The sequence below is a fragment of the Micromonospora sp. NPDC049240 genome (assembly GCF_040647835.1).
GTDB lineage: Bacteria > Actinomycetota > Actinomycetes > Mycobacteriales > Micromonosporaceae > Micromonospora.
The window spans coordinates 47,790-66,067 of sequence record NZ_JBEZCX010000031.1; the positions used below are offsets into that span (position 1 = coordinate 47,790).

The window sequence follows — 18,278 nt, forward strand, 5'->3', positions numbered from 1 at the left end:
GGAACGGTATGACAACTGACAGGCTGAACGAACTCACCGCCGCGGGCGTGGCGGTATGGCTCGACGATCTTTCCCGGGTACGGCTGAGCTCCGGCGGGCTGGACAAGCTGCGCCGGGAGAGCCACGTGGCCGGGGTGACCACCAACCCGACGATCTTCGCCAAGGCGCTGAGCGACGCCGACGAGTACGACTGGCAGCTCCGTGACCTGGCCGCCCGCGGCCTGGAGGTCGAGGAGGCGGTCCGCATGCTCACCACGTACGACGTGCGGTGGGCCTGCGACGTGATGCGCCCGTCGTACGACGGCAGCGCCGGGGTGGACGGCCGGGTCTCGATCGAGGTCGACCCGCGCCTGGCGCACGAGACCGAGCGGACGGTCGCCGAGGCCAAGGCGCTGTGGTGGCTGGTCGACCGGCCGAACCTCTTCATCAAGATCCCGGCGACCGAGGAGGGCCTGCCGGCGATCACCGCGACGCTGGCCGAGGGGATCAGCGTGAACGTCACGCTGATCTTCGGTCTGGACCGCTACTCGGCGGTCATGGACGCGTTCCTGGCCGGCCTGGAGCAGGCGCAGGCCAACGGGCACGACCTGTCGAAGATCGGCTCGGTCGCCTCGTTCTTCGTCTCCCGGGTCGACAGCGAGGTCGACAAGCGGCTGGAGAAGATCGGCTCCGACCAGGCCAAGTCGCTGCGCGGCAAGGCCGCGGTGGCGAACGCCCGGCTGGCGTACGAGCGGTACGGCGAGGTGTTCTCCTCCGCGCGCTGGCAGAAGCTGGCCGACGCGGGCGCCCACCCGCAGCGCCCGCTGTGGGCCTCCACCTCGACGAAGAACCCGGACTACCGGGACGTCATCTACGTCGAGGAGCTGATCGCCCCCGGCACGGTCAACACCATGCCGGAACCGGTCATCCATGCCTACGCCGACCACGGCGAGACCCGGGCGGACACCATCACCGGCGCGTACGACGACGCGCGGCAGGTCTTCGCCGGCCTGGAGTCCGTGGGCGTGGACCTGGCCGACGTGATCGCCACGCTGGAGCGGGAGGGCGTGGAGAAGTTCGAGGCGAGCTGGCTGGAGCTGCTGGAGGGCGTCAAGAAGTCCCTCGCCGAGGCGGCCAAGGGCACCGGTAACCCGCACCGGGCCGCCGAGGGCAACGCGCGCAACGCCCAGCAGGCCGGCGGTAACGCGTGACCGACGGCGTCCGACGCGTCCCGGGGTCCGGCCCCGGGACGCGTCCCGCCGTGCCGTGGAACGGGTGAGGTGATCACGTGGACGACCTGCTCGCCGGGCCGGCGGACGCCGCCGCCGGCCTGGCCGTGCACGGCGCGGACGCGGTGGACCGCTCCGCCCGCGCCGCGCTGGTCGCCCGCGACGTCCCCGCGCGGCTGGCCGCCCAGGACCCGACCCTCTGGGGCCCCGGGGCCGAGGCGGCGGCCCGCACCCGGCTGGGCTGGCTGGACACCCACTGCCGCAGCCGGGAGCTGCTCCCCCAGCTCGCCGAACTGACCGCCGAGCTGGGCGACCTGGACCACGTGGTGCTCGCCGGCCCCGGCGGCGTCACGTCGGCCGCCGGAGTGATCGCCGACTGCCTGGGCCGGCCGCTGACCGTGCTCGACACGGCCGATCCGGGGCCGGTCCGGGCGGCGCTGGCCGACCGGCCGGCGCGTACCGTGCTGGTGCTCGCCGGCCGGGACCTGGACCGGACCACCGACGCCCACCTGCGGGCGTTCCGGCAGTCCTGGCACGACGCCGGGCCGGAGGCGGCCCGGCACCTGGTGGTGGTCACCCCGCCCGGGTCGGCGCTGGAGGCGCTCGCCGACGAGCTGGGCGCGGTGCTGATCCCGGCCGACCCGCAGGTGGGTGGGCCCTGGTCCGCGCTCGCCGCGTTCGGCCTGGTCCCGGCCGCCCTCGCCGGCGCGCCGGTGACCGAGTTGCTGGACGAGGCGGCGGCGCTGGCCGGCGCGCTCGACCGGGAGCGGGACAATCCCGGTCTCGCGCTCGGCGCGGCGCTGGCCGGGGCGGCGGAGCACGGTCGGTCCACCGTCGCGCTGGTGCCCGACGGCACCGGCCTCGACGGGTTGCGCCACTGGGCCGGCGCGCTGCTCGCCGGCGCGACCGGCGGGCGGTTGCTGCCGGTCCCGGCGGAGTCCCCGGACGCGCCCGGCGTCGAGGGCCCGGGCGTGCTGACGATCGGCCTGGGCGGCGCGCTCGGCGCGGGCGTGGGGCCCGGGGTGGCCGCCGACGTGGCGGTCAACGGGCCGCTCGGCGCCCAGTTCCTCACCTGGGAGTACGCTGCCGCGACCGCCGCGGTGGCGCTGCGGGTCGACCCGTTCGCGGAGCCGGTGGGCACCGCCGAGGACGACGTGCCCGCGCCGGCGGACGGACCGCCGTCGTCGGTCGACGGCGCGGTCGAGGTGTACGCCCCGGCCGGCGCCCCCACCGACCTGGCCGGCGCGCTGCGGTGGCTGACCGACGGGCTGGCCCCCGACGAGCACCTCGCGGTGACCGCGTACCTCGACCGGCGGGTCGACGCGGCGGTGGCCGGGCTGCGCCCGCTGCTGGCCCGCGTCACCGGGCGGCCGGTGACGTTCGGGTGGGGCCCCCGCCATCCGGGCCACCCCGACGGGCGCGCCCGGCACCTCCAGATCACCGGTGCGGTCACCGATGATCTGGAGGTGCCGGGTCGCCCGTACACCTTCGCGGAACTCCAGGCGGCCCAGGCCGCCGGCGACCGGCGGGCCCTGACCGGCCGGGAGCGACCGGTGCTGCGACTACACCTGACCGAGCGGGCGGCCGGCGTCGCCCAGCTGCTGGATACGGCCGGACGGACACGTACGTGACGATCAATGACCTGGAATCAGTGGACCGAGATGCAGGAGGAGGTGGCCCGGTGAACCCGCTGCGCGACCCCCAGGACCGGCGGCTGCCGCGAATCCCCGAGCCGTGCGCCCTGGTGATCTTCGGGGTCACCGGGGACCTGGCCCGCAAGAAGTTGTTGCCGGCGGTCTACGACCTGGCCAACCGGGGGCTCCTGCCGCCCGGTTTCGTGGTGCTGGGCTTCGCCCGGCGCGACTGGGGCGACGGCGACTTCGAGTCGCTGGCCCACGACGCGGCCAAGAAGCACGCCCGCACCCCGTGGCGCGAGGAGGTCTGGGCCCGGCTGGTCGGCAACATCAAGTTCGTCGGCGGCTCGTTCGACGACGACGCCGCGTTCGACCATCTCGCCACCACGCTCGACGAGCTGCGCGACACGCACGGCATCCACGGCAACGCCGCGTTCTACTTCTCCATCCCCCCGGCCGCCTTCCCGGTGGTGCTCAAGCAGCTCGCCCGCACCGGCATGGCCGACAACGAGAAGTCCGGCGGCTGGCGGCGGGTGGTGGTGGAGAAGCCGTTCGGCAACGACCTGCCCTCGGCCAAGGCGCTCAACGACCTGGTCGACGACGTCTTCACCCGGCAGGACGTCTTCCGGATCGACCACTACCTGGGCAAGGAGACGGTCCAGAACATCCTGGCGCTGCGGTTCGCCAACAACCTGTTCGAGCCGCTGTGGAACTCCAAGTACGTCGACTCGGTGCAGATCACCATGGCCGAGGACGTCGGCATCGGCACCCGGGCCGCGTTCTACGACTCGGTCGGCACCGCCCGCGACGTGCTCCAGAACCACCTGCTCCAACTGCTCGCCCTGGTCGCCATGGAGGAGCCGACCAGCTTCGACGCCGACGAGATCCGGGCCGAGAAGCTGAAGGTGCTCAAGGCCATCGCCGTGCCCCGGGACGTCGCCCGGGACACCGTGCGAGGGCAGTACCTGCCCGGCTGGGTGGGCGGCGAGCGCGCCAAGGGCTACCTGGAGGAGGAGGACGTCCCGGAGGACTCCACCACCGAGACGTACGTGGCGGTGAAGCTGGCCATCCAGAACCGGCGCTGGGCCGGCGTGCCGTTCTACATCCGCGCCGGCAAGCGGCTGCCCCGGCGGGTCACCGAGGTGGCCATCATGTTCAAGAAGGCGCCGCACCTGCCGTTCAACCCGGCCGACATGGAGTCCCTCGGCGCCAACCAGCTCGTCATCCGGGTGCAGCCGGACGAGGGCGTGGTGCTGAAGTTCGGCTCCAAGGTGCCGGGCACCACCATGGAGGTCCGCGACATCGCGATGGACTTCCAGTACGGCGAGGCGTTCACCGAGTCCAGCCCCGAGGCGTACGAGCGGCTGGTGCTGGACGTGCTCATCGGCGACCGGACGCTGTTCCCGGACGCCGCCGAGGTGGAGCAGAGCTGGCAGGTGGTGGACCCGCTGGAGCACGCCTGGGAGGGCACCACGCCGGAGCCGTACCGGGCCGGCGAGTGGGGTCCCCGGGCCGCCGACGAGATGCTGGCCGACGAGGGCCGGGCATGGCGGAGAGCGTGAGCGGGCAGAGCGAGCGAACCAGGAGGCTCCGATGATCGGGCTGTGGGACACCACCGGCAACGAGGTGGTCAAGGCGCTGGCCGCCGAGCGGCGCAGCGCGGGCGGGGTGGCCAGCGGCATGGCGCTCACGCTCATCGTCGTGGTGGACGAGAAGCGGGTCCGGGAGGCCGAGGCGGCGGCCACCATCGCCGCCGCCGCGCACCCCTGCCGGCTGCTCGTGGTGGTCCGCTCCGACATCGAGCGGGACCGCAACCGGCTGGACGCGGAGATCGTGGTGGGCGGCCGGCTCGGCCCCTGCGAGGCGGTGGTGACCCGGATGTACGGCCGGCTCGCGCTGCACGCCGAGTCCGTGGTGATGCCGCTGCTGGTGCCGGACGTGCCGGTGGTGACCTGGTGGCACGGCGAGCCGCCGGAGGAGATCGCCACCGACTTCCTCGGCGTGGTGGCCGACCGGCGGATCACCGACTCGGCGCAGGCCGCCGACCCGATCGCCGCGCTGCGGCAGCGGGCCTGCGACTACGCGCCGGGCGACACCGACCTGGCCTGGACCCGGATCACCCCGTGGCGCACGCTTGTCGCCGGCGCGTTCGACACCACCCAGGCCCGGGTCACCGAGGCGACGGTGGTGGCGCCGCGCACCGACCCGACCGCGGCGCTGATGCGGGGTTGGCTGACCGCACGCCTCGGCATCGAGCCGGCCTGGGAGCACATCGACGGGTTCCCGCGCATGCGTGAGGTCCAGCTGCGCTGCGCCAACGGCGACGAGCTGACGCTCACCCGGGACGACAGCGTGGCCCGGTTCCGGCGTACCGGGCAGGAGGACCGGACGCTGCCGCTGGTCCGTCGGCCGCTCGGCGACGAGCTGGCCGAGGAGTTGCGCCGGCTCGACGCCGACCAGGTGTACGCCGAGGCGCTCGGCGCGACGGCCGGGCTGACCGGGCTGGAGCAGCAGGCGGCCCAGCGGGTGCACGTGTGGAAGGATCCGGCGACCGCCCAGCGGGCCGAGGCGGGCGTGACCGCGCACGCGGGCGCGACCGCGAACGAGTGACCGCCCGGACCGGGCGACCGGGACACACAGAGACACGAGGGCACGACGGATGACTGAGGCGAGTGTCGCCGTACACGCCGACCCCGACCTGCTGGCGCAGGCGGTGGCGGCCCGGCTGGTGGTGAAGCTGCTCGACGCGCAGGCCGAGCGCGGTCAGGCGTCGGTGGTGCTGACCGGCGGGCGGATCGCCGCGGCGGTGTACCGGGCGGTCGGCCAGCTCCCCGCGCGGGACGCCGTGGACTGGTCGCGGGTCGACGTCTGGTGGGGTGACGAGCGGTTCCTGCCGGCCGGCGACCCGGAACGCAACGAGACCCAGGCCCGGGCGGCGCTGCTGGACGCGGTGCCGCTGAACCCGGCCCGGGTGCACCCGATGCCGGCGTCGGACGGGCCGGCCGGCGACGACCCGGAGGCCGCCGCCGCCGGGTACGCGCGTGAGCTGGCCGCCGCCGCCCGGCCGGGGCACGCCACGCTCCCCCACTTCGACGTGCTGATGCTCGGCGTCGGTGAGGACGGGCATGTGGCGTCCGTGTTCCCGGAGCACCCGGTGCACCACGACAGCCGCCCGGTCAGCGCGGTACGCGGCAGCCCGAAGCCGCCGCCGGTGCGGACCACGCTGACGTTGCCGACGATCAACACGGCCGAGGAGGTGTGGCTGATCGCCGCCGGGACGGACAAGGCCCGGGCGGTGGGCATGGCGTTGGCCGGGGCCGGGTCGGTGCAACTGCCGGCGGCCGGCGTGCACGGCGTCTCCCGTACCCTCTGGCTGCTCGACCGCGCCGCCGCGACCAACGTCCCACCCCGCGCCCGCAGCCTCCGCTGAGGTGTAAGGAGGGGCCCCTTCTTAACGTTTCCGGTAGAGAAGGGGCCCCTTCTGGACGCCTCGGGTCAGGCGCGGCCTCGGCGGTGGCGCAGGGCGGCCAGGGCCTCGGCCAGCAGCGCCTCGCCCTCCTCGGGGGTACGCCGCTCCTGCACGTACGCCAGGTGGGTCTTGTACGGCTCGGCGCGGGTGCGGCCCGGCGGGTTGCCCGGGTCGGGACCGGCGGGCTCGCCGCAGCGGGGGCAGTCCCACGACGCCGGCGTCTCCGCCTCGGCGGCGATCAGGAACTCGACCCGGTGCTCGTGGCGGCACCAGTAGACGACCGGCCGACGCGGCGCCGGCTCGGCCCGCTGGTCGAAACGCTCAGGGGCGGACCCGATCCGGGTGCCGCGGATGACGTTGTTGCTGGGCACGTTGCGCGCTCCCTGTCGTCGGAGGGGCCGCCGCCGGAAGGGGTCGGCGGCGGGCGACGGGCGGCGGAACAAAACTGCGCGCGGTCCGTGACGGACCGCGCGCAGATTGTACGCGTAGACGCGCTCGCTCAGGTGCCGCTGGCCATCTGGAGGCGCAGCCAGAGGCCGAGCCCGACGATGCACGCGAACCAGACGATCCCCACCAGAACGGTGTAGCGGTCGAGGTTCTTCTCGGCCACGGAGGAACCGGCCAGGCTGGAGCTGACGCCGCCGCCGAACATGCTCGACAAGCCGCCGCCCTTACCGCGGTGCAGGAGGATCAGCAGGGTGAGCAGCACGCTGGTGATGACCAGCAAGGTGATCATCGTGTAGGCGAACCAGATCGGCATGGCGGGGGTCAGTCCTCTCGTTGCGATCACTGCCCGGACCTGTCGGGCACTGCGGCACCGACCGGTGGACGGGCAGCGTCAAGGATAGCGAGCGATCAGCGGGCCGTGTGCTCCGGGAACCGACAGATCCGCGCGAACTCCTCCGCGTCGAGGCTGGCGCCCCCGACCAAGGCCCCGTCCACGTCCGGCTGGGCCATGATCGCGGCGACGTTCGACGACTTGACCGACCCGCCGTAGAGGATCCGGACCTGCTGGGCGGTGGACTCGTCGTAGGTCTCCACGAGCCGCTTGCGCACCTCGCCGCAGACCTCCTGCGCGTCCTCAGGCGTCGCCGTCTTGCCGGTGCCGATCGCCCAGACCGGCTCGTACGCGACGACGACCTGGGTGACCTGCTCGGCGGTGAGGCCCTTCAGCGCGCCGTCGAGCTGGTCGCAGCAGTGCGGCACCTGCCGGAGCTGCTCCCGCACCTCCAAGCCCTCACCGATGCAGAGGATCGGCGTGAGCCCGTTCGCCAGCGCCGCCGCCACCTTCGCGTTGACAAGCGCGTCGTCCTCGCCGTGGTACTGCCGCCGCTCGGAGTGGCCGACCACCACGTACCCGCAGCCCAGCTTCGACAGCATCGGCCCGGCGATGTCACCGGTGTACGCCCCGGACGGGAACGGCGACAGGTCCTGCGCGCCGTAGCCGATCAGCAGCTTGTCGCCGTCCACCGCGGTCTGCACCGTGCGCAGGTCGGTGAAGGGCGGCAGCACCACGCACTCGACGTCGGTGAGCTGCTTCTCGGTCAGGCTCGCGGCCAGCTTCTGCACCAGCAGGTTCGCCTCGAGGTGGTTGAGGTTCATCTTCCAGTTGCCGGCCATCAGCGGCCGGCGGGTGGTGCTCGCCATTCAGTTCTCCAGAGCCGCGATGCCGGGGAGGGTCTTGCCCTCCAGGTATTCCAGGGAGGCGCCGCCACCGGTGGAGATGTGCCCGAACGAGGACTCGTCCAGACCCAGGGCGCGCACCGCCGCGGCGGAGTCACCGCCGCCCACCACGCTGAACGCGTCCGTCTTGGTGATCGCCTCGGCCACCCCGCGGGTGCCGTTGGCGAACGCCGCCATCTCGAACACGCCCATCGGACCGTTCCAGAAGATCGTCTTCGCCTGGGACAGCGCGGCGGCGAAGCCGGCCACCGTCTCCGGGCCGATGTCCAGCCCCAGCCGGTGGCTGGGGATGCCGTCGGCCGGCACGGTGTCGTGCGCGGCGTCCGGGGCGAAGGCGTCCGCGGCCACCACGTCGACCGGGAGCATGATCTTGCCGGCAAAGCGCTCCAGGAGGTTCCGGCAGGTCTCCACCATCTCCTCCTCCAGCAGCGACGTGCCCACCTCGTGGCCCTGGGCCTTGAGGAACGTGAAGCACATCCCGCCGCCGATGAGCAGCCGGTCGACGGTGGGCAGCAGCGCCTCGATCACGGCCAGCTTGTCGGAGACCTTCGAGCCGCCCAGCACCACCACGTACGGCCGCTCGGGCGCCCCGGTCAGCTTGCTGAGCACCTCCACCTCGCGCAGCACCAGGCGGCCGGCCACGTGCGGCAACCGGGCCGGCACGTCGTGCACGCTGGCGTGCTTGCGGTGCACCGCGCCGAACGCGTCGTCGACGTACGCGTCACCGAGCGCCGCGAGCTGGTCGGCGAACGTGCCCCGCTCGGCCTCGTCCTTGCTGGTCTCGCCCTTGTTGAACCGCAGGTTCTCCAGCAGCGCGACCTGACCGTCGGCCAGGTCGGCCACGGTCGACTGTGCCGAGTCGCCGACGGTGTCCTCGGCGAAGTGCACCGGGGCGCCGAGCAGCTCACCGAGCCGCCCGGCGACCGGGCGGAGGCTGAACTGCGGGTCCGGCGCGCCCTTCGGACGGCCCAGGTGCGAGCAGACGACCACCTTCGCACCGGCCTGCACCAACGCGCTCAGCGTCGGCAGCACGGCGCGGATGCGCCCGTCGTCCGTGATGTCACCGGTCTGCTTGTCGAGCGGGACGTTCAGGTCGGCGCGCACCAGCACGCGCCGACCCGACACCCCCTCGGCGAGCAGGTCGTCGAGGTTACGAATCGTCACAGCGAGGAACCCACCAGCTTGACCAGGTCGACGAGGCGGTTGGAGTAACCCCACTCGTTGTCGTACCAGCCGACGACCTTGACCTGGTTGCCGATCACCTTGGTCAGCGGCGCGTCGAAGATGCACGACGCCGGGTCGGTGACGATGTCGGCGGAGACGATCGGGTCCTCGTTGTAGACCAGGACGCCCTTGAGCGGGCCCTCCGCGGCGGCCTTGATCGCGGCGTTGACCTCGTCCACGGTGGTCTCCCGGCCGACCTCGACGGTCAGGTCGGTGGCCGAACCGGTCGGGATCGGCACCCGCAGCGCGTAACCGTCGAGCTTGCCCTTCAGCTCCGGCAGCACCAGGCCGATGGCCTTCGCGGCGCCGGTCGAGGTCGGCACGATGTTGAGCGCGGCGGCCCGGGCCCGGCGCAGGTCCTTGTGCGGCGCGTCCTGCAGGTTCTGGTCCTGCGTGTACGCGTGGATGGTGGTCATCAGGCCCTTGGTGATGCCGAACGTGTCCTGGAGGACCTTCGCCATCGGGGCGAGGCAGTTGGTGGTGCAGGACGCGTTCGAGATGATGTTGTGCTTGGCCGGGTCGTACTGGTCCTGGTTGACGCCCATGACCACGGTGACGTCCTCGTTCTTCGCCGGCGCGGAGATGATGACCTTCTTGGCCCCGCCGTCGATGTGCGCCTTCGCCTTGGTGGCGTCGGTGAAGAACCCGGTGGACTCGATGACGACGTCGACGCCGACCTCGCTCCACGGCAGCTTGCCGGGGTCCTTCTCCTCGAACACCTTGATGGCCTTGCCGCCCACGGTGATCTCGTCGGCGCTGGCCTTCACCTCGTGCGGGAGGCGACCCAGGATGCTGTCGTACTTGACAAGGTGGGCGAGCGTCGCGTTGTCGGTCAGGTCGTTGACCGCGACGATTTCGATGTCGGCGCCGGACGCCAGCACCGCCCGGAAGAAGTTACGGCCGATTCGGCCGAAGCCGTTGATGCCAACCCGGATGGTCACAGGTCCCATCTCCTCGCGTTCTGGTCCGCCGGCGTCAGACCACAGCCGGCGGAGGTGTGTGCGCCGACCGTTGGAGCCGGCCGTTGACGATGTCATCTCGGCCACCCCGCCGCGGTCCGTTCCAGACCTGACCGCCCGAGGCGGTGAGTGCGGCGAGGAGTGCCTGTGCCGGCCCCCTTGCCGTACGCAGCGACCCTATCCGAGCGCGTGGCGGCGCGCTGCGGCGGGTGGTGATCCCGGTCGCGTGACGTCGCCCCCTCCGTCCTATCAGACCACGAGCATGTCCGGCGTGACGGCCGCTTCCGTATCCGGGATGCCGAGGTCACGGGCCCGCTTGTCGGCGAGCGCGAGCAGCCGGCGGATCCGGCCGGCGATGGCGTCCTTGGTCAGTGGCGGCTCGGCGAGCGCGCCCAGCTCCTCCAGCGACGCCTGGCGGTGCTCCAGCCGCAGCCGGCCGGCCGAGGTCAGGTGGTTGGGCGCGTCGTCGGCGAGGATCTCCAGCGCCCGGGTCACCCGGGCGGCGGCGGCCACCGCGGCGCGTGCCGAGCGGCGCAGGTTCGCGTCGTCGAAGTTGGCCAGCCGGTTGGCGGTGGCGCGCACCTCGCGGCGGACCCGGCGTTCCTCCCAGGCCAGCACGCTGGAGTGCGCGCCGATGCGGGTGAGCAGCGCGGCGATCGCGTCGCCGTCCTTCACCACCACCCGGTCCACGCCACGCACCTCGCGGTTCTTGGCGGTGATGCCGATCCGGCGGGCGGCGCCGACCAGCGCGAGCGCCGACTCCGGGCCGGGGCAGGTGATCTCCAACGCGCTGGAGCGGCCCGGCTCGGTCAGCGAGCCGTGCGCCATGAACGCGCCGCGCCAGGCGGAGACCGCGCAGCAGACGTTGGCGGCCACCACGTGCGGCGGCAGGCCCCGCACCGGGCGACCCCGCACGTCCAGCAGGCCGGTCTGCCGCGCGAGGGCCTCGCCGTCCTTGACCACCCGCACGATGAAGTGGCTGCCCTTGCGCAGGCCGCCCGAGGCGAGCACGTGGATCTCACTCGGGTAGCCGTAGACCTCGGCGATCTCCCGCCGCAGCCGGCGGGCCACCGCGCCGGTGTCCAGCTCCGCCTCCACCACCACGCGCCCCGACACGATGTGCAGGCCGCCGGCGAAGCGCAGCAGGGCAGCCATCTCCGCCCGCCGGCAGCAGGGCTTGGGCACGTCGACCCGACTCAGCTCGTCCTTGACCGCAGCCGTCATCGCCATTCCAGCGCCCCCTCACGGACCGGTTCCGGCGTGTCGCCGGTGATTACGTACGTGTCTAACGATCGGCGCCCAGGACCGGCACCAGTGCGGCGCCCAGGGCGGCCGGATCATGACGGGGCGTGCCGTCGACGACGGCGACGGGGGCGAGGACCAGCCGGGCACCAAGCGATTCTGCCGCACGTTCGACCGCCGCGGGATCACCCACCGCCGTCGAGTCGGCGAGCACCATGTCCACCTTCAGCTCGGGCAGATAGCGCCGCAGGGTGTCCAGATGGTCGGGCAGGGAGAGCCCGGAGGTCTCCTTCTCGGCCACCAGGTTCAGCGTCACCAGCCGCCGCGCCGGGCTGGACACGATCGCGTCGGCCAGGCCGGGCACCAGCAGGTGCGGCAGCACGCTGGTGTACCAGCTCCCCGGTCCGAAGATCAACCAGTCGGCGGCGCGTACCGCGGTCACCGCCTCGGCGCACGCGGCCGGCGCGGCCGGGGTGAGCCGCAGCGACTCCACCATGCCGGTCGTGACCGCGACCTGGTGCTGGCCGCGCACCGTGCGTACCTCGTCGGGGTGCTCCGGGTCGACGCCGCGGACCCGGGCCTCGATGCCCACCGGCTGGCGGGACATCGGCAGCACCCGGCCGACCGCGCCGAGCATCGCCCCGGCGTGGTCCAGCGCGGCCACCGGATCGCCGAGCAGCTCGGTCAGCCCGTGCAGCAGCAGGTTGCCGACCGCGTGGCCGGCGAGCGGGTCACCCACCGCGGCGGGCGGCGCGCCGAGCGCCGGCGCGGGCGTGGCGGCGGCGAAGCGGTGCTGGAACAGCGCCGCGCTGCGCCGGGTCGCGGGATGGTCACCGGAGAGCGCGACGAGCGCCTGCCGCAGGTCACCCGGGGGCAGGCCGCCGCGCTCGGCGCGCAGCCGGCCGCTGGAGCCGCCGTCGTCGCCGACCGTGACCACCGCGGTGATGTCCAGGTCCAGTCCGGGTACGCAGTGCCGCAGCGCCCGCAGCGACGCGGACAACCCGTGCCCGCCGCCGAACGCGACCACCCTGGTCGGGGTCATTCCCGCCCCAGGTCCCGGTGCTGCGCGTTGGCGGCGATGCCGGACGCGCGCAGCCGCACGGCCAGCTCCTCGGCGATCGCCACGCTGCGGTGCTTGCCGCCGGTGCAGCCCACGGCCACGGTCAGGTAGCGCTTGCCCTCCCGCTCGAAGCCGGCCGTGGTGGCGTTGACCAGGTCGGCGTAGCCGGCGACGAACGCGTCCGCGCCCTCCTGCCCCAGCACGTACGCGCTGACCGCCTCCTCCCGGCCGGTGTGCTCACGCAGCTCCGGCACCCAGTACGGGTTGGGCAGGAAGCGGGCGTCCATCACGAAGTCGGCGTCCGGCGGGAGGCCGTACTTGAAGCCGAACGAGAGCACGGTGATCCGCAGCCGGCGGGCGTCCTCGCCGCCGAACAGCTCCTCGACCCGGCGGCGGAGCTGGTTGACGTTCAGGTGGCTGGTGTCGATGATCACGTCGGCCTGGTCACGGGCCTCCTCCAGCAGCGCCCGCTCCACCGCGATGCCGTCGGCCAGCCGTCCGTCGCCCTGCAACGGGTGCGAGCGGCGCACGCTCTCGAACCGGCGGATCAGCACCTCGTCGTCGGCGTCGACGAAGACCACCCGGGGGGAGAAGCCACGCTCGCGCAGCTCCCGGATCGCGCCGGCCAGGTCCGTGGAGAACGCGCGCGACCGCACGTCCAGCACCATCGCCGTACGCCGGGCCGCGCCACCGGCCTTGAACGCCAGCTCGGCCATGTCCAGCAGCAGCGCCTGGGGCAGGTTGTCGACCACGTAGTAGCCGACGTTCTCCAGCGCCCGCGCCACCGTGCTGCGCCCACCGCCGGAGAGGCCGGTCACCACCACCAGGGACGTCTCCGCCTCGGTCGGCGCCGGCCGCCCCACCGCTGTCTCCGCCGTCCGCGCCTCGCTCACCCGATGTACCCCCAAGCCGTGGCGCCGCGGCCGGTCGGCCGCGCATGGTCAGTCGACGACTCTAACGGCTGCGACCCCGGGCGGGATTCCACGGGGTGACCCCCGGAACACCTGCTCGTCCGTCTCCCCCGTGCTCCGTCTCCCCCGCTGGGGACCGGGTCGGAGGGTCAGTGGCGACGGATGAGCGCCTTGACCCGTTGACGGCCGAGCGCGGCGAGGTAGTCCCATGGCTCGTCGAGACAGGAGTCGACCTCGGCCGCCGCGATGATCTCGGCAAGCCGGGCCGCCAACTCGTCGGGATCCGGCTGCACCTGCTCGCAGAGGCGGACGTGGACCGCCCGTAGCGCGCCGCCGATCTCGGCCGGTTCCTCCTCGTACGTCTCCCAGGCGTCGTACAGGTAGCCGGAGAGGCCGTCCCAGGCGCGGGCGGCCCGCTCGACCAGCAGCAACGCCTCCTCCGTCGGTGGCCGCTGGGCGAGCACCTCGATCTCCTCGACGATCGCCCGGCCGGCCTTCTCCACGTCGTGCAGATCCCATTGCTGGCCGCCGGTCGCCTCACCGGCCAGGTCGTCGATCGTGCGACGGACCTGGGCCAACTCGCCGGCGGTGAGTGCCTCCAGTTGGCCGGCCTGCGCCCGCAGCCCGCTCTCCAGGACCCGATCCGTGGCCGCCCACTCGGCGACCAGCAACGCCAGCCGCCGTGCCGGGATGCTCCGCGCGAGTGCGGCCAGTTCAGCGACCCTGGGATCGACGGCCACGGCTGACGGCGGGGTGGCCGCCGAGGACCAGGACAACCCGCTCTCCAGGGCAAGGAGGGTCAGGGCGACCGCGTGGGCGCACAGCCGCGCGCCGGGCGAACACTCGCACTCGGCGGTGAAGCCGTCCGCCGTCACGCCCACCCAGACCTCGATCGGCGGCTTCCCGACCTCCCGGATCACGCCGGACGCTCCCCCGCCGACCGGCACGAACTCTGCCGGCTGACCGGCGGCTCGCCACTCGTCAGCCGTGGCACAGGCCACCGACCCGGCCACGTCCCGCAGGGCGTCGATGTCGATTTTCACCGCCATCCGGTCATCTAAACGGACAGGGGCGATGCCGCCGGCATCGGGGCAGCGAGCCGAGCCGCGATCGATCAGCCGCGCCGCAGGCCGACGACGAACGACGACCAGGCTCCCCGGTCGAAGAACAGCACCGGGCCGTCCGGGTCCTTGGAGTCCCGCACCACCGACACACCGGAGAGGTCTGCCACCTCGACGCAGTTCGAATCGTTCGCACCGCTCCGGCTGCTCCTACGCCACACAGCCTGTGCCAGATCCGAACGGTCCATCGGTTGCGCTCCAACGGTTGGAGTCAGTCCGGCACCTCGGCGGCAACCCGGGTGAGGAGGTCCGCAGACCGGTCAGGGTCGAGCGCCTTGGCCCGAAGGTGGTCGAACATGAGTCTATAGCGCGCCACCTGTCGGCTCTCCTCCAGCAACAGCGTGCTGGTGTCGTTGCTGAGGTAGACGACCGCCGGGTCGAGCACCGGATCGTCGTAACTCAGAAGGGTGAAGGCTCCGCCCATCGCCGCGTGCGCTCCGGCGGTGAACGGCAGGACCTGGATCTCCACCGTTGGCATCTCACACGCCTCGACCAGGCGCGCGAGCTGAGCCCGCATCACCATCGGGCCCCCGACCATCCGCCGGAGCACCGCCTCGTCCAACACAACCCACAACGAGGGCGGCAGGTCCCGGAACAGCAGAGACTTGCGAGCAAGCCTCGCCGCCACCACCCGGTCGGTCTCGTCCTGGTCGGCGGTGCTGCGGCCGGCCCGGACGATGGCGCGGACGTACTCCTCGGTCTGCAACAGGCCGGGCACGTACAGGCTCTCGAACGCGCTGATCGACGTGGCCTCCGCCTCGAAGCCGACGTAGTCGTCCGGCAGCACGTCGCCGTAGGCGCTCCACCAACCCTTCAGCCGGGACTGGCGGAGCAGCGCGGTCAGCGACTCTCGCTCGGACTCGGATGCCTCGTAGAGGTCGAGCAGCGGTGGCATGTCCTTCGGCATCACCCGGGAGTGCCCCTGCTCCAGGCGGATGACCTTGGTGCGGTGCCAGCCGAGGATCTTGGCCACCTCCTCGGCGGTGCGCCCGGCGCGATCCCGCAGGCGACGCAACTCCCGTCGCAGCCGACGGGCTCTGATCGTCGGGCTCGGCACCTGTGCCATCACCACCCCTTCCACCGTGAGTAGTCGATTCTTCTCCCCTCGCAGTCAAGAATGCAAGAGAAGTGCGACGTTGTGTTTTTTGGTGGCATGGCCCACGCTCTTAGCAATCACACGCCTACGGAGAGGTAGAACTCGGTGACTGACGATCGACCGCTGCGGCGGGACCGGCCCGAGCCCGACTTTCACCAGGAGTTGGCCGCCATGCTCGACGGTGCCGACGTGTCCGAGCGGGTCCGCGCCGCCATCGCCCACGCGCTGTCGACGGCCGATCCGCTCTCCCCGTACCTCAATGGTCTGCTCGCGTGGGCGACCGGGCGCGAGCGGCGGTCGGGCCGCAACGGGGCACCCGCCGGCGCCTACCGGATGCCGCGCCGCTGGACGCTGCACCTGACCTACCTGGCGGCCGACGCGCAGGAGGCCCGCGACCAGGCCGTCGTCTACACCGAAGGGCTGACCATCCTGCGGCCGGAGGTGCCCGCGACCGGCGCGCTGCTGTCCCGGGCCGACGCCTGGAACCACATCGAGCCGGTCTTCTGCGGCCGGGTCGGCCCCGACGACGAGGTCTGCGCGGACGTCACCGGGCACCCCGGTTTCCACCGCGCGGCCGGCCTCGACGGGCTCCGGTGGGGCGACGGGGACACCGAAGGCGGGCGGTGACGGCCCCGCCACGCCCCTCCGGTGGTGCGGGCCGTGTCGGCGGGCGCTCGTAGACTGCGCGGATGGTCTCCCCCACCGAGCAACGGGTCGAGGGCGCGCTGGACGTGTTGCGCCGGGTCTTCGGTTACGACGCGTTCCGCGGTGTCCAACAGGACATCATCGAGCACGTGGTGGCCGGCGGCGACGCGCTGGTGCTGATGCCCACCGGGGGCGGCAAGTCGCTCTGCTACCAGATCCCCGCGCTGGTCCGCGACGGCGTGGCGGTGGTCGTCTCGCCACTGATCGCGCTCATGCAGGACCAGGTCGACGCGCTCACCGCGGTCGGCGTGCGGGCCGGGTTCCTCAACTCGACCCAGGACGCGGCACAGCGCCGCCGGGTCGAGGCGGCCTACCTCGCCGGCGAGCTGGACCTGCTCTACCTCGCCCCGGAGGGGCTGGCCGTGCGCTCCACGCTCGGCCTGCTGGAACGCGGCAGGATCGCGCTGTTCGCGATCGACGAGGCGCACTGCGTCTCCCAGTGGGGGCACGACTTCCGCCCCGACTACCTCAACCTGTCGATGCTGCACGAACGCTGGCCGCAGGTGCCGCGCATCGCGCTGACCGCCACCGCGACGCGGGCCACCCGCACCGAGATCGCCACCCGGCTCCAACTCACCGACGCCCGGCACTTCGTGGCCAGTTTCGACCGGCCCAACATCCAGTACCGCATCGTGCCGAAGCGGGAACCGCGCCGGCAGTTGCTGAGCCTGCTTCGCGACGAGCACCCGGGTGACGCCGGCATCGTCTACTGCCTGTCCCGCGCCTCGGTGGAGAAGACCGCCGAGTTCCTGGTCGCCAACGGCGTCCCGGCGCTGCCCTACCACGCCGGCCTGGACGCGGCGACCCGCGCCGCCAACCAGCAGCGCTTCCTGCGCGAGGACGGGCTGGTCATGGTGGCCACCATCGCGTTCGGCATGGGCATCGACAAGCCCGACGTACGCTTCGTCGCCCACCTCGACCTGCCCAAGTCGGTGGAGGGCTACTACCAGGAGACCGGTCGTGCCGGCCGTGACGGGCTGCCGTCCACGGCCTGGCTGGCGTACGGGCTCCAGGACGTGGTGCAGCAGCGCAAGATGATCGAGACGTCGGAGGGCGACCTGGCGCACCGGCGCAATCTCGCCGCCCACCTCGACGCGATGCTGGCGCTCTGCGAGACGGTCCGCTGCCGCCGGGCCCAACTGCTCGACTACTTCGGTGAGACCGGGGCGTCGAACTGCGGCAACTGCGACACCTGCCTGGACCCGCCGGAGTCCTGGGACGGCACGGTCGCCGCGCAGAAGCTGCTCTCCACCGTCTACCGGCTCGACCGGGAGCGCAACCAGCGGTTCGGCGCCGGGCACAGCATCGACATCCTGCTCGGCAAGCACACCGACAAGATCGACCAGCACGGGCACGACGCGCTGAGCACGTTCGGCATCGGCACCGAGCTACGCGACACCGAGTGGCGCGGCGTGGTCCGGCAACTGCTCGCCGAGGGTCTGCTCGCGGTCGAGGGCGACTACGGCACGCTGGCGTTGACCGAGGCCAGCGCGGACGTGCTCGGCCGGCGGCGTACGGTCACCCTGCGCAAGGAGCCGGAGCGGCCGCTGTCCGGCCGGGCCGCGAAGCCACGGGGTGCGGCCACCGTCGTCGCCGACCTCTCCCCCGCCGCCGCACCGGTCTTCGAGCGGCTCCGCGCGTGGCGGGCCGCCACCGCCAAGGAGCAGGGCGTCCCCGCGTACGTGGTCTTCCACGACGCCACGCTGCGTCAGATCGCCGCCGAGCCACCGACCTCGCTGGCCGAGCTGTCCCGGTTCAACGGCGTGGGCGAGAACAAGCTCGCCAAGTACGGCGAGGCCATCCTCGCCGTACTCGCGGAGGGGTGACAAAAGGGCCGACCCCACTGTCGGGGCCGGCCCTTCGGGTGTTGCTCAGCTGGTGCTGTAGCCGCGGGTGGCGATCCAGTCGGCGAGGTTGTCGACGCTGATGCGGTAGGAGGCGGTGTTCGGGTTGGCGCTGTCGGCGA

18 protein-coding genes and 1 pseudogene are annotated in these 18,278 nt (G+C 72.8%); 7 read left to right on the plus strand and 12 right to left on the minus strand.

Annotated features, from left to right (window positions below; all coding sequences use genetic code 11):
* Positions 1-8 precede the first annotated feature (8 nt).
* The 5 genes from tal (at position 9) to pgl (ending at position 6,272) form a co-directional block, all read left to right on the plus strand.
* Positions 9-1,190 carry a transaldolase gene (gene tal, locus AB0B02_RS30655; protein WP_281936342.1) on the plus strand — a complete coding sequence of 394 codons (1,182 nt, stop codon included), beginning with the start codon at positions 9-11 and terminating at the stop codon, positions 1,188-1,190.
* A gap of 77 nt (positions 1,191-1,267) precedes the next feature.
* Positions 1,268-2,839 carry a glucose-6-phosphate isomerase gene (locus AB0B02_RS30660; RefSeq protein ID WP_281936344.1) on the plus strand — a complete coding sequence of 524 codons (1,572 nt, stop codon included), beginning with the start codon at positions 1,268-1,270 and terminating at the stop codon, positions 2,837-2,839.
* A 50-nt stretch (positions 2,840-2,889) separates the two neighbouring features.
* The gene (gene zwf / locus AB0B02_RS30665; protein WP_281936346.1) at positions 2,890-4,404 is read left to right on the plus strand and encodes a glucose-6-phosphate dehydrogenase; all 1,515 of its coding nucleotides are present in this window, start codon (positions 2,890-2,892) and stop codon (positions 4,402-4,404) included.
* Positions 4,405-4,435: 31 nt separating this feature from the next.
* Positions 4,436-5,452 (plus strand): glucose-6-phosphate dehydrogenase assembly protein OpcA, encoded by a 1,017-nt coding sequence (locus tag AB0B02_RS30670; RefSeq protein ID WP_281936348.1) that lies wholly within the window; start codon positions 4,436-4,438, stop codon positions 5,450-5,452.
* A gap of 49 nt (positions 5,453-5,501) precedes the next feature.
* Complete coding sequence (pgl, locus tag AB0B02_RS30675) at positions 5,502-6,272, plus strand: 6-phosphogluconolactonase (protein ID WP_357306307.1); 771 nt, start codon at positions 5,502-5,504, stop codon at positions 6,270-6,272.
* 65 nt (positions 6,273-6,337) lie between these two features.
* Here pgl and AB0B02_RS30680 read toward each other — a convergent pair whose 3' ends face one another.
* From AB0B02_RS30680 to AB0B02_RS30730, 11 genes are all read right to left on the minus strand, one after another.
* Entirely contained in the window at positions 6,338-6,682 is a 345-nt protein-coding gene (locus AB0B02_RS30680; RefSeq protein ID WP_281936352.1) for an RNA polymerase-binding protein RbpA, read from the minus strand.
* A 128-nt stretch (positions 6,683-6,810) separates the two neighbouring features.
* Positions 6,811-7,071 (minus strand): preprotein translocase subunit SecG, encoded by a 261-nt coding sequence (secG, locus tag AB0B02_RS30685; protein WP_091420428.1) that lies wholly within the window; start codon positions 7,069-7,071, stop codon positions 6,811-6,813.
* Positions 7,072-7,166: 95 nt separating this feature from the next.
* On the minus strand, positions 7,167-7,958 hold the full coding sequence (tpiA, locus tag AB0B02_RS30690) for a triose-phosphate isomerase (RefSeq protein WP_281936356.1): 792 nt from the start codon (positions 7,956-7,958) through the stop codon (positions 7,167-7,169).
* A complete protein-coding gene (locus AB0B02_RS30695; RefSeq protein ID WP_357306312.1) occupies positions 7,959-9,158 on the minus strand; it encodes a phosphoglycerate kinase in 1,200 nt (399 codons plus the stop codon).
* A complete protein-coding gene (gene gap, locus AB0B02_RS30700; protein WP_107162499.1) occupies positions 9,155-10,159 on the minus strand; it encodes a type I glyceraldehyde-3-phosphate dehydrogenase in 1,005 nt (334 codons plus the stop codon). Before gap ends, AB0B02_RS30695 begins: the two co-directional genes overlap by 4 nt.
* 267 nt (positions 10,160-10,426) lie before the next feature.
* A complete protein-coding gene (whiA, locus tag AB0B02_RS30705; RefSeq protein WP_018788213.1) occupies positions 10,427-11,407 on the minus strand; it encodes a DNA-binding protein WhiA in 981 nt (326 codons plus the stop codon).
* Positions 11,408-11,462: 55 nt separating this feature from the next.
* A complete protein-coding gene (gene yvcK, locus AB0B02_RS30710) occupies positions 11,463-12,461 on the minus strand; it encodes a uridine diphosphate-N-acetylglucosamine-binding protein YvcK (RefSeq protein WP_357306317.1) in 999 nt (332 codons plus the stop codon).
* Positions 12,458-13,372 carry an RNase adapter RapZ gene (gene rapZ, locus AB0B02_RS30715; protein WP_281936363.1) on the minus strand — a complete coding sequence of 305 codons (915 nt, stop codon included), beginning with the start codon at positions 13,370-13,372 and terminating at the stop codon, positions 12,458-12,460. Before rapZ ends, yvcK begins: the two co-directional genes overlap by 4 nt.
* 167 nt (positions 13,373-13,539) lie before the next feature.
* The gene (locus AB0B02_RS30720; protein WP_357306321.1) at positions 13,540-14,439 is read right to left on the minus strand and encodes a hypothetical protein; all 900 of its coding nucleotides are present in this window, start codon (positions 14,437-14,439) and stop codon (positions 13,540-13,542) included.
* A gap of 65 nt (positions 14,440-14,504) precedes the next feature.
* Positions 14,505-14,699 (minus strand): DUF397 domain-containing protein, encoded by a 195-nt coding sequence (locus tag AB0B02_RS30725; protein WP_281936367.1) that lies wholly within the window; start codon positions 14,697-14,699, stop codon positions 14,505-14,507.
* 23 nt (positions 14,700-14,722) lie between these two features.
* Positions 14,723-15,577, minus strand: coding sequence for a helix-turn-helix transcriptional regulator (locus AB0B02_RS30730; protein ID WP_357306326.1), 855 nt, complete (start codon positions 15,575-15,577; stop codon positions 14,723-14,725).
* A 135-nt stretch (positions 15,578-15,712) separates the two neighbouring features.
* Here AB0B02_RS30730 and AB0B02_RS30735 point away from each other — a divergent pair, with 135 nt between their 5' ends.
* Together AB0B02_RS30735 and recQ are read left to right on the plus strand one after the other, a co-directional pair.
* Positions 15,713-16,234 (plus strand): hypothetical protein, encoded by a 522-nt coding sequence (locus AB0B02_RS30735; protein WP_357306329.1) that lies wholly within the window; start codon positions 15,713-15,715, stop codon positions 16,232-16,234.
* A 62-nt stretch (positions 16,235-16,296) separates the two neighbouring features.
* On the plus strand, positions 16,297-18,138 hold the full coding sequence (recQ, locus tag AB0B02_RS30740) for a DNA helicase RecQ (RefSeq protein WP_357306332.1): 1,842 nt from the start codon (positions 16,297-16,299) through the stop codon (positions 18,136-18,138).
* A gap of 45 nt (positions 18,139-18,183) precedes the next feature.
* On the opposite strand, the pseudogene AB0B02_RS30745 reads toward recQ, so the two are convergent.
* Positions 18,184-18,278: pseudogene (locus AB0B02_RS30745) on the minus strand (phytochelatin synthase); the annotation flags it as partial.

Excerpts from the sequence above, each read along its gene's own strand:
- AB0B02_RS30670 (WP_281936348.1), top strand. The coding sequence starts at position 4,436 with ATGATCGGGCTGTGGGACACCACCGGCAACGAGGTGGTCAAGGCGCTG.
- AB0B02_RS30730 (WP_357306326.1), bottom strand. The coding sequence starts at position 15,577 with ATGGCACAGGTGCCGAGCCCGACGATCAGAGCCCGTCGGCTGCGACGG.
- AB0B02_RS30725 (WP_281936367.1), bottom strand. The coding sequence starts at position 14,699 with ATGGACCGTTCGGATCTGGCACAGGCTGTGTGGCGTAGGAGCAGCCGG.
- secG (WP_091420428.1), bottom strand. The coding sequence starts at position 7,071 with ATGCCGATCTGGTTCGCCTACACGATGATCACCTTGCTGGTCATCACC.
- tal (WP_281936342.1), top strand. The coding sequence starts at position 9 with ATGACAACTGACAGGCTGAACGAACTCACCGCCGCGGGCGTGGCGGTA.
- tpiA (WP_281936356.1), bottom strand. The coding sequence starts at position 7,958 with ATGGCGAGCACCACCCGCCGGCCGCTGATGGCCGGCAACTGGAAGATG.
- AB0B02_RS30720 (WP_357306321.1), bottom strand. The coding sequence starts at position 14,439 with ATGGCGGTGAAAATCGACATCGACGCCCTGCGGGACGTGGCCGGGTCG.
- recQ (WP_357306332.1), top strand. The coding sequence starts at position 16,297 with ATGGTCTCCCCCACCGAGCAACGGGTCGAGGGCGCGCTGGACGTGTTG.
- whiA (WP_018788213.1), bottom strand. The coding sequence starts at position 11,407 with ATGGCGATGACGGCTGCGGTCAAGGACGAGCTGAGTCGGGTCGACGTG.
- yvcK (WP_357306317.1), bottom strand. The coding sequence starts at position 12,461 with ATGACCCCGACCAGGGTGGTCGCGTTCGGCGGCGGGCACGGGTTGTCC.
- pgl (WP_357306307.1), top strand. The coding sequence starts at position 5,502 with ATGACTGAGGCGAGTGTCGCCGTACACGCCGACCCCGACCTGCTGGCG.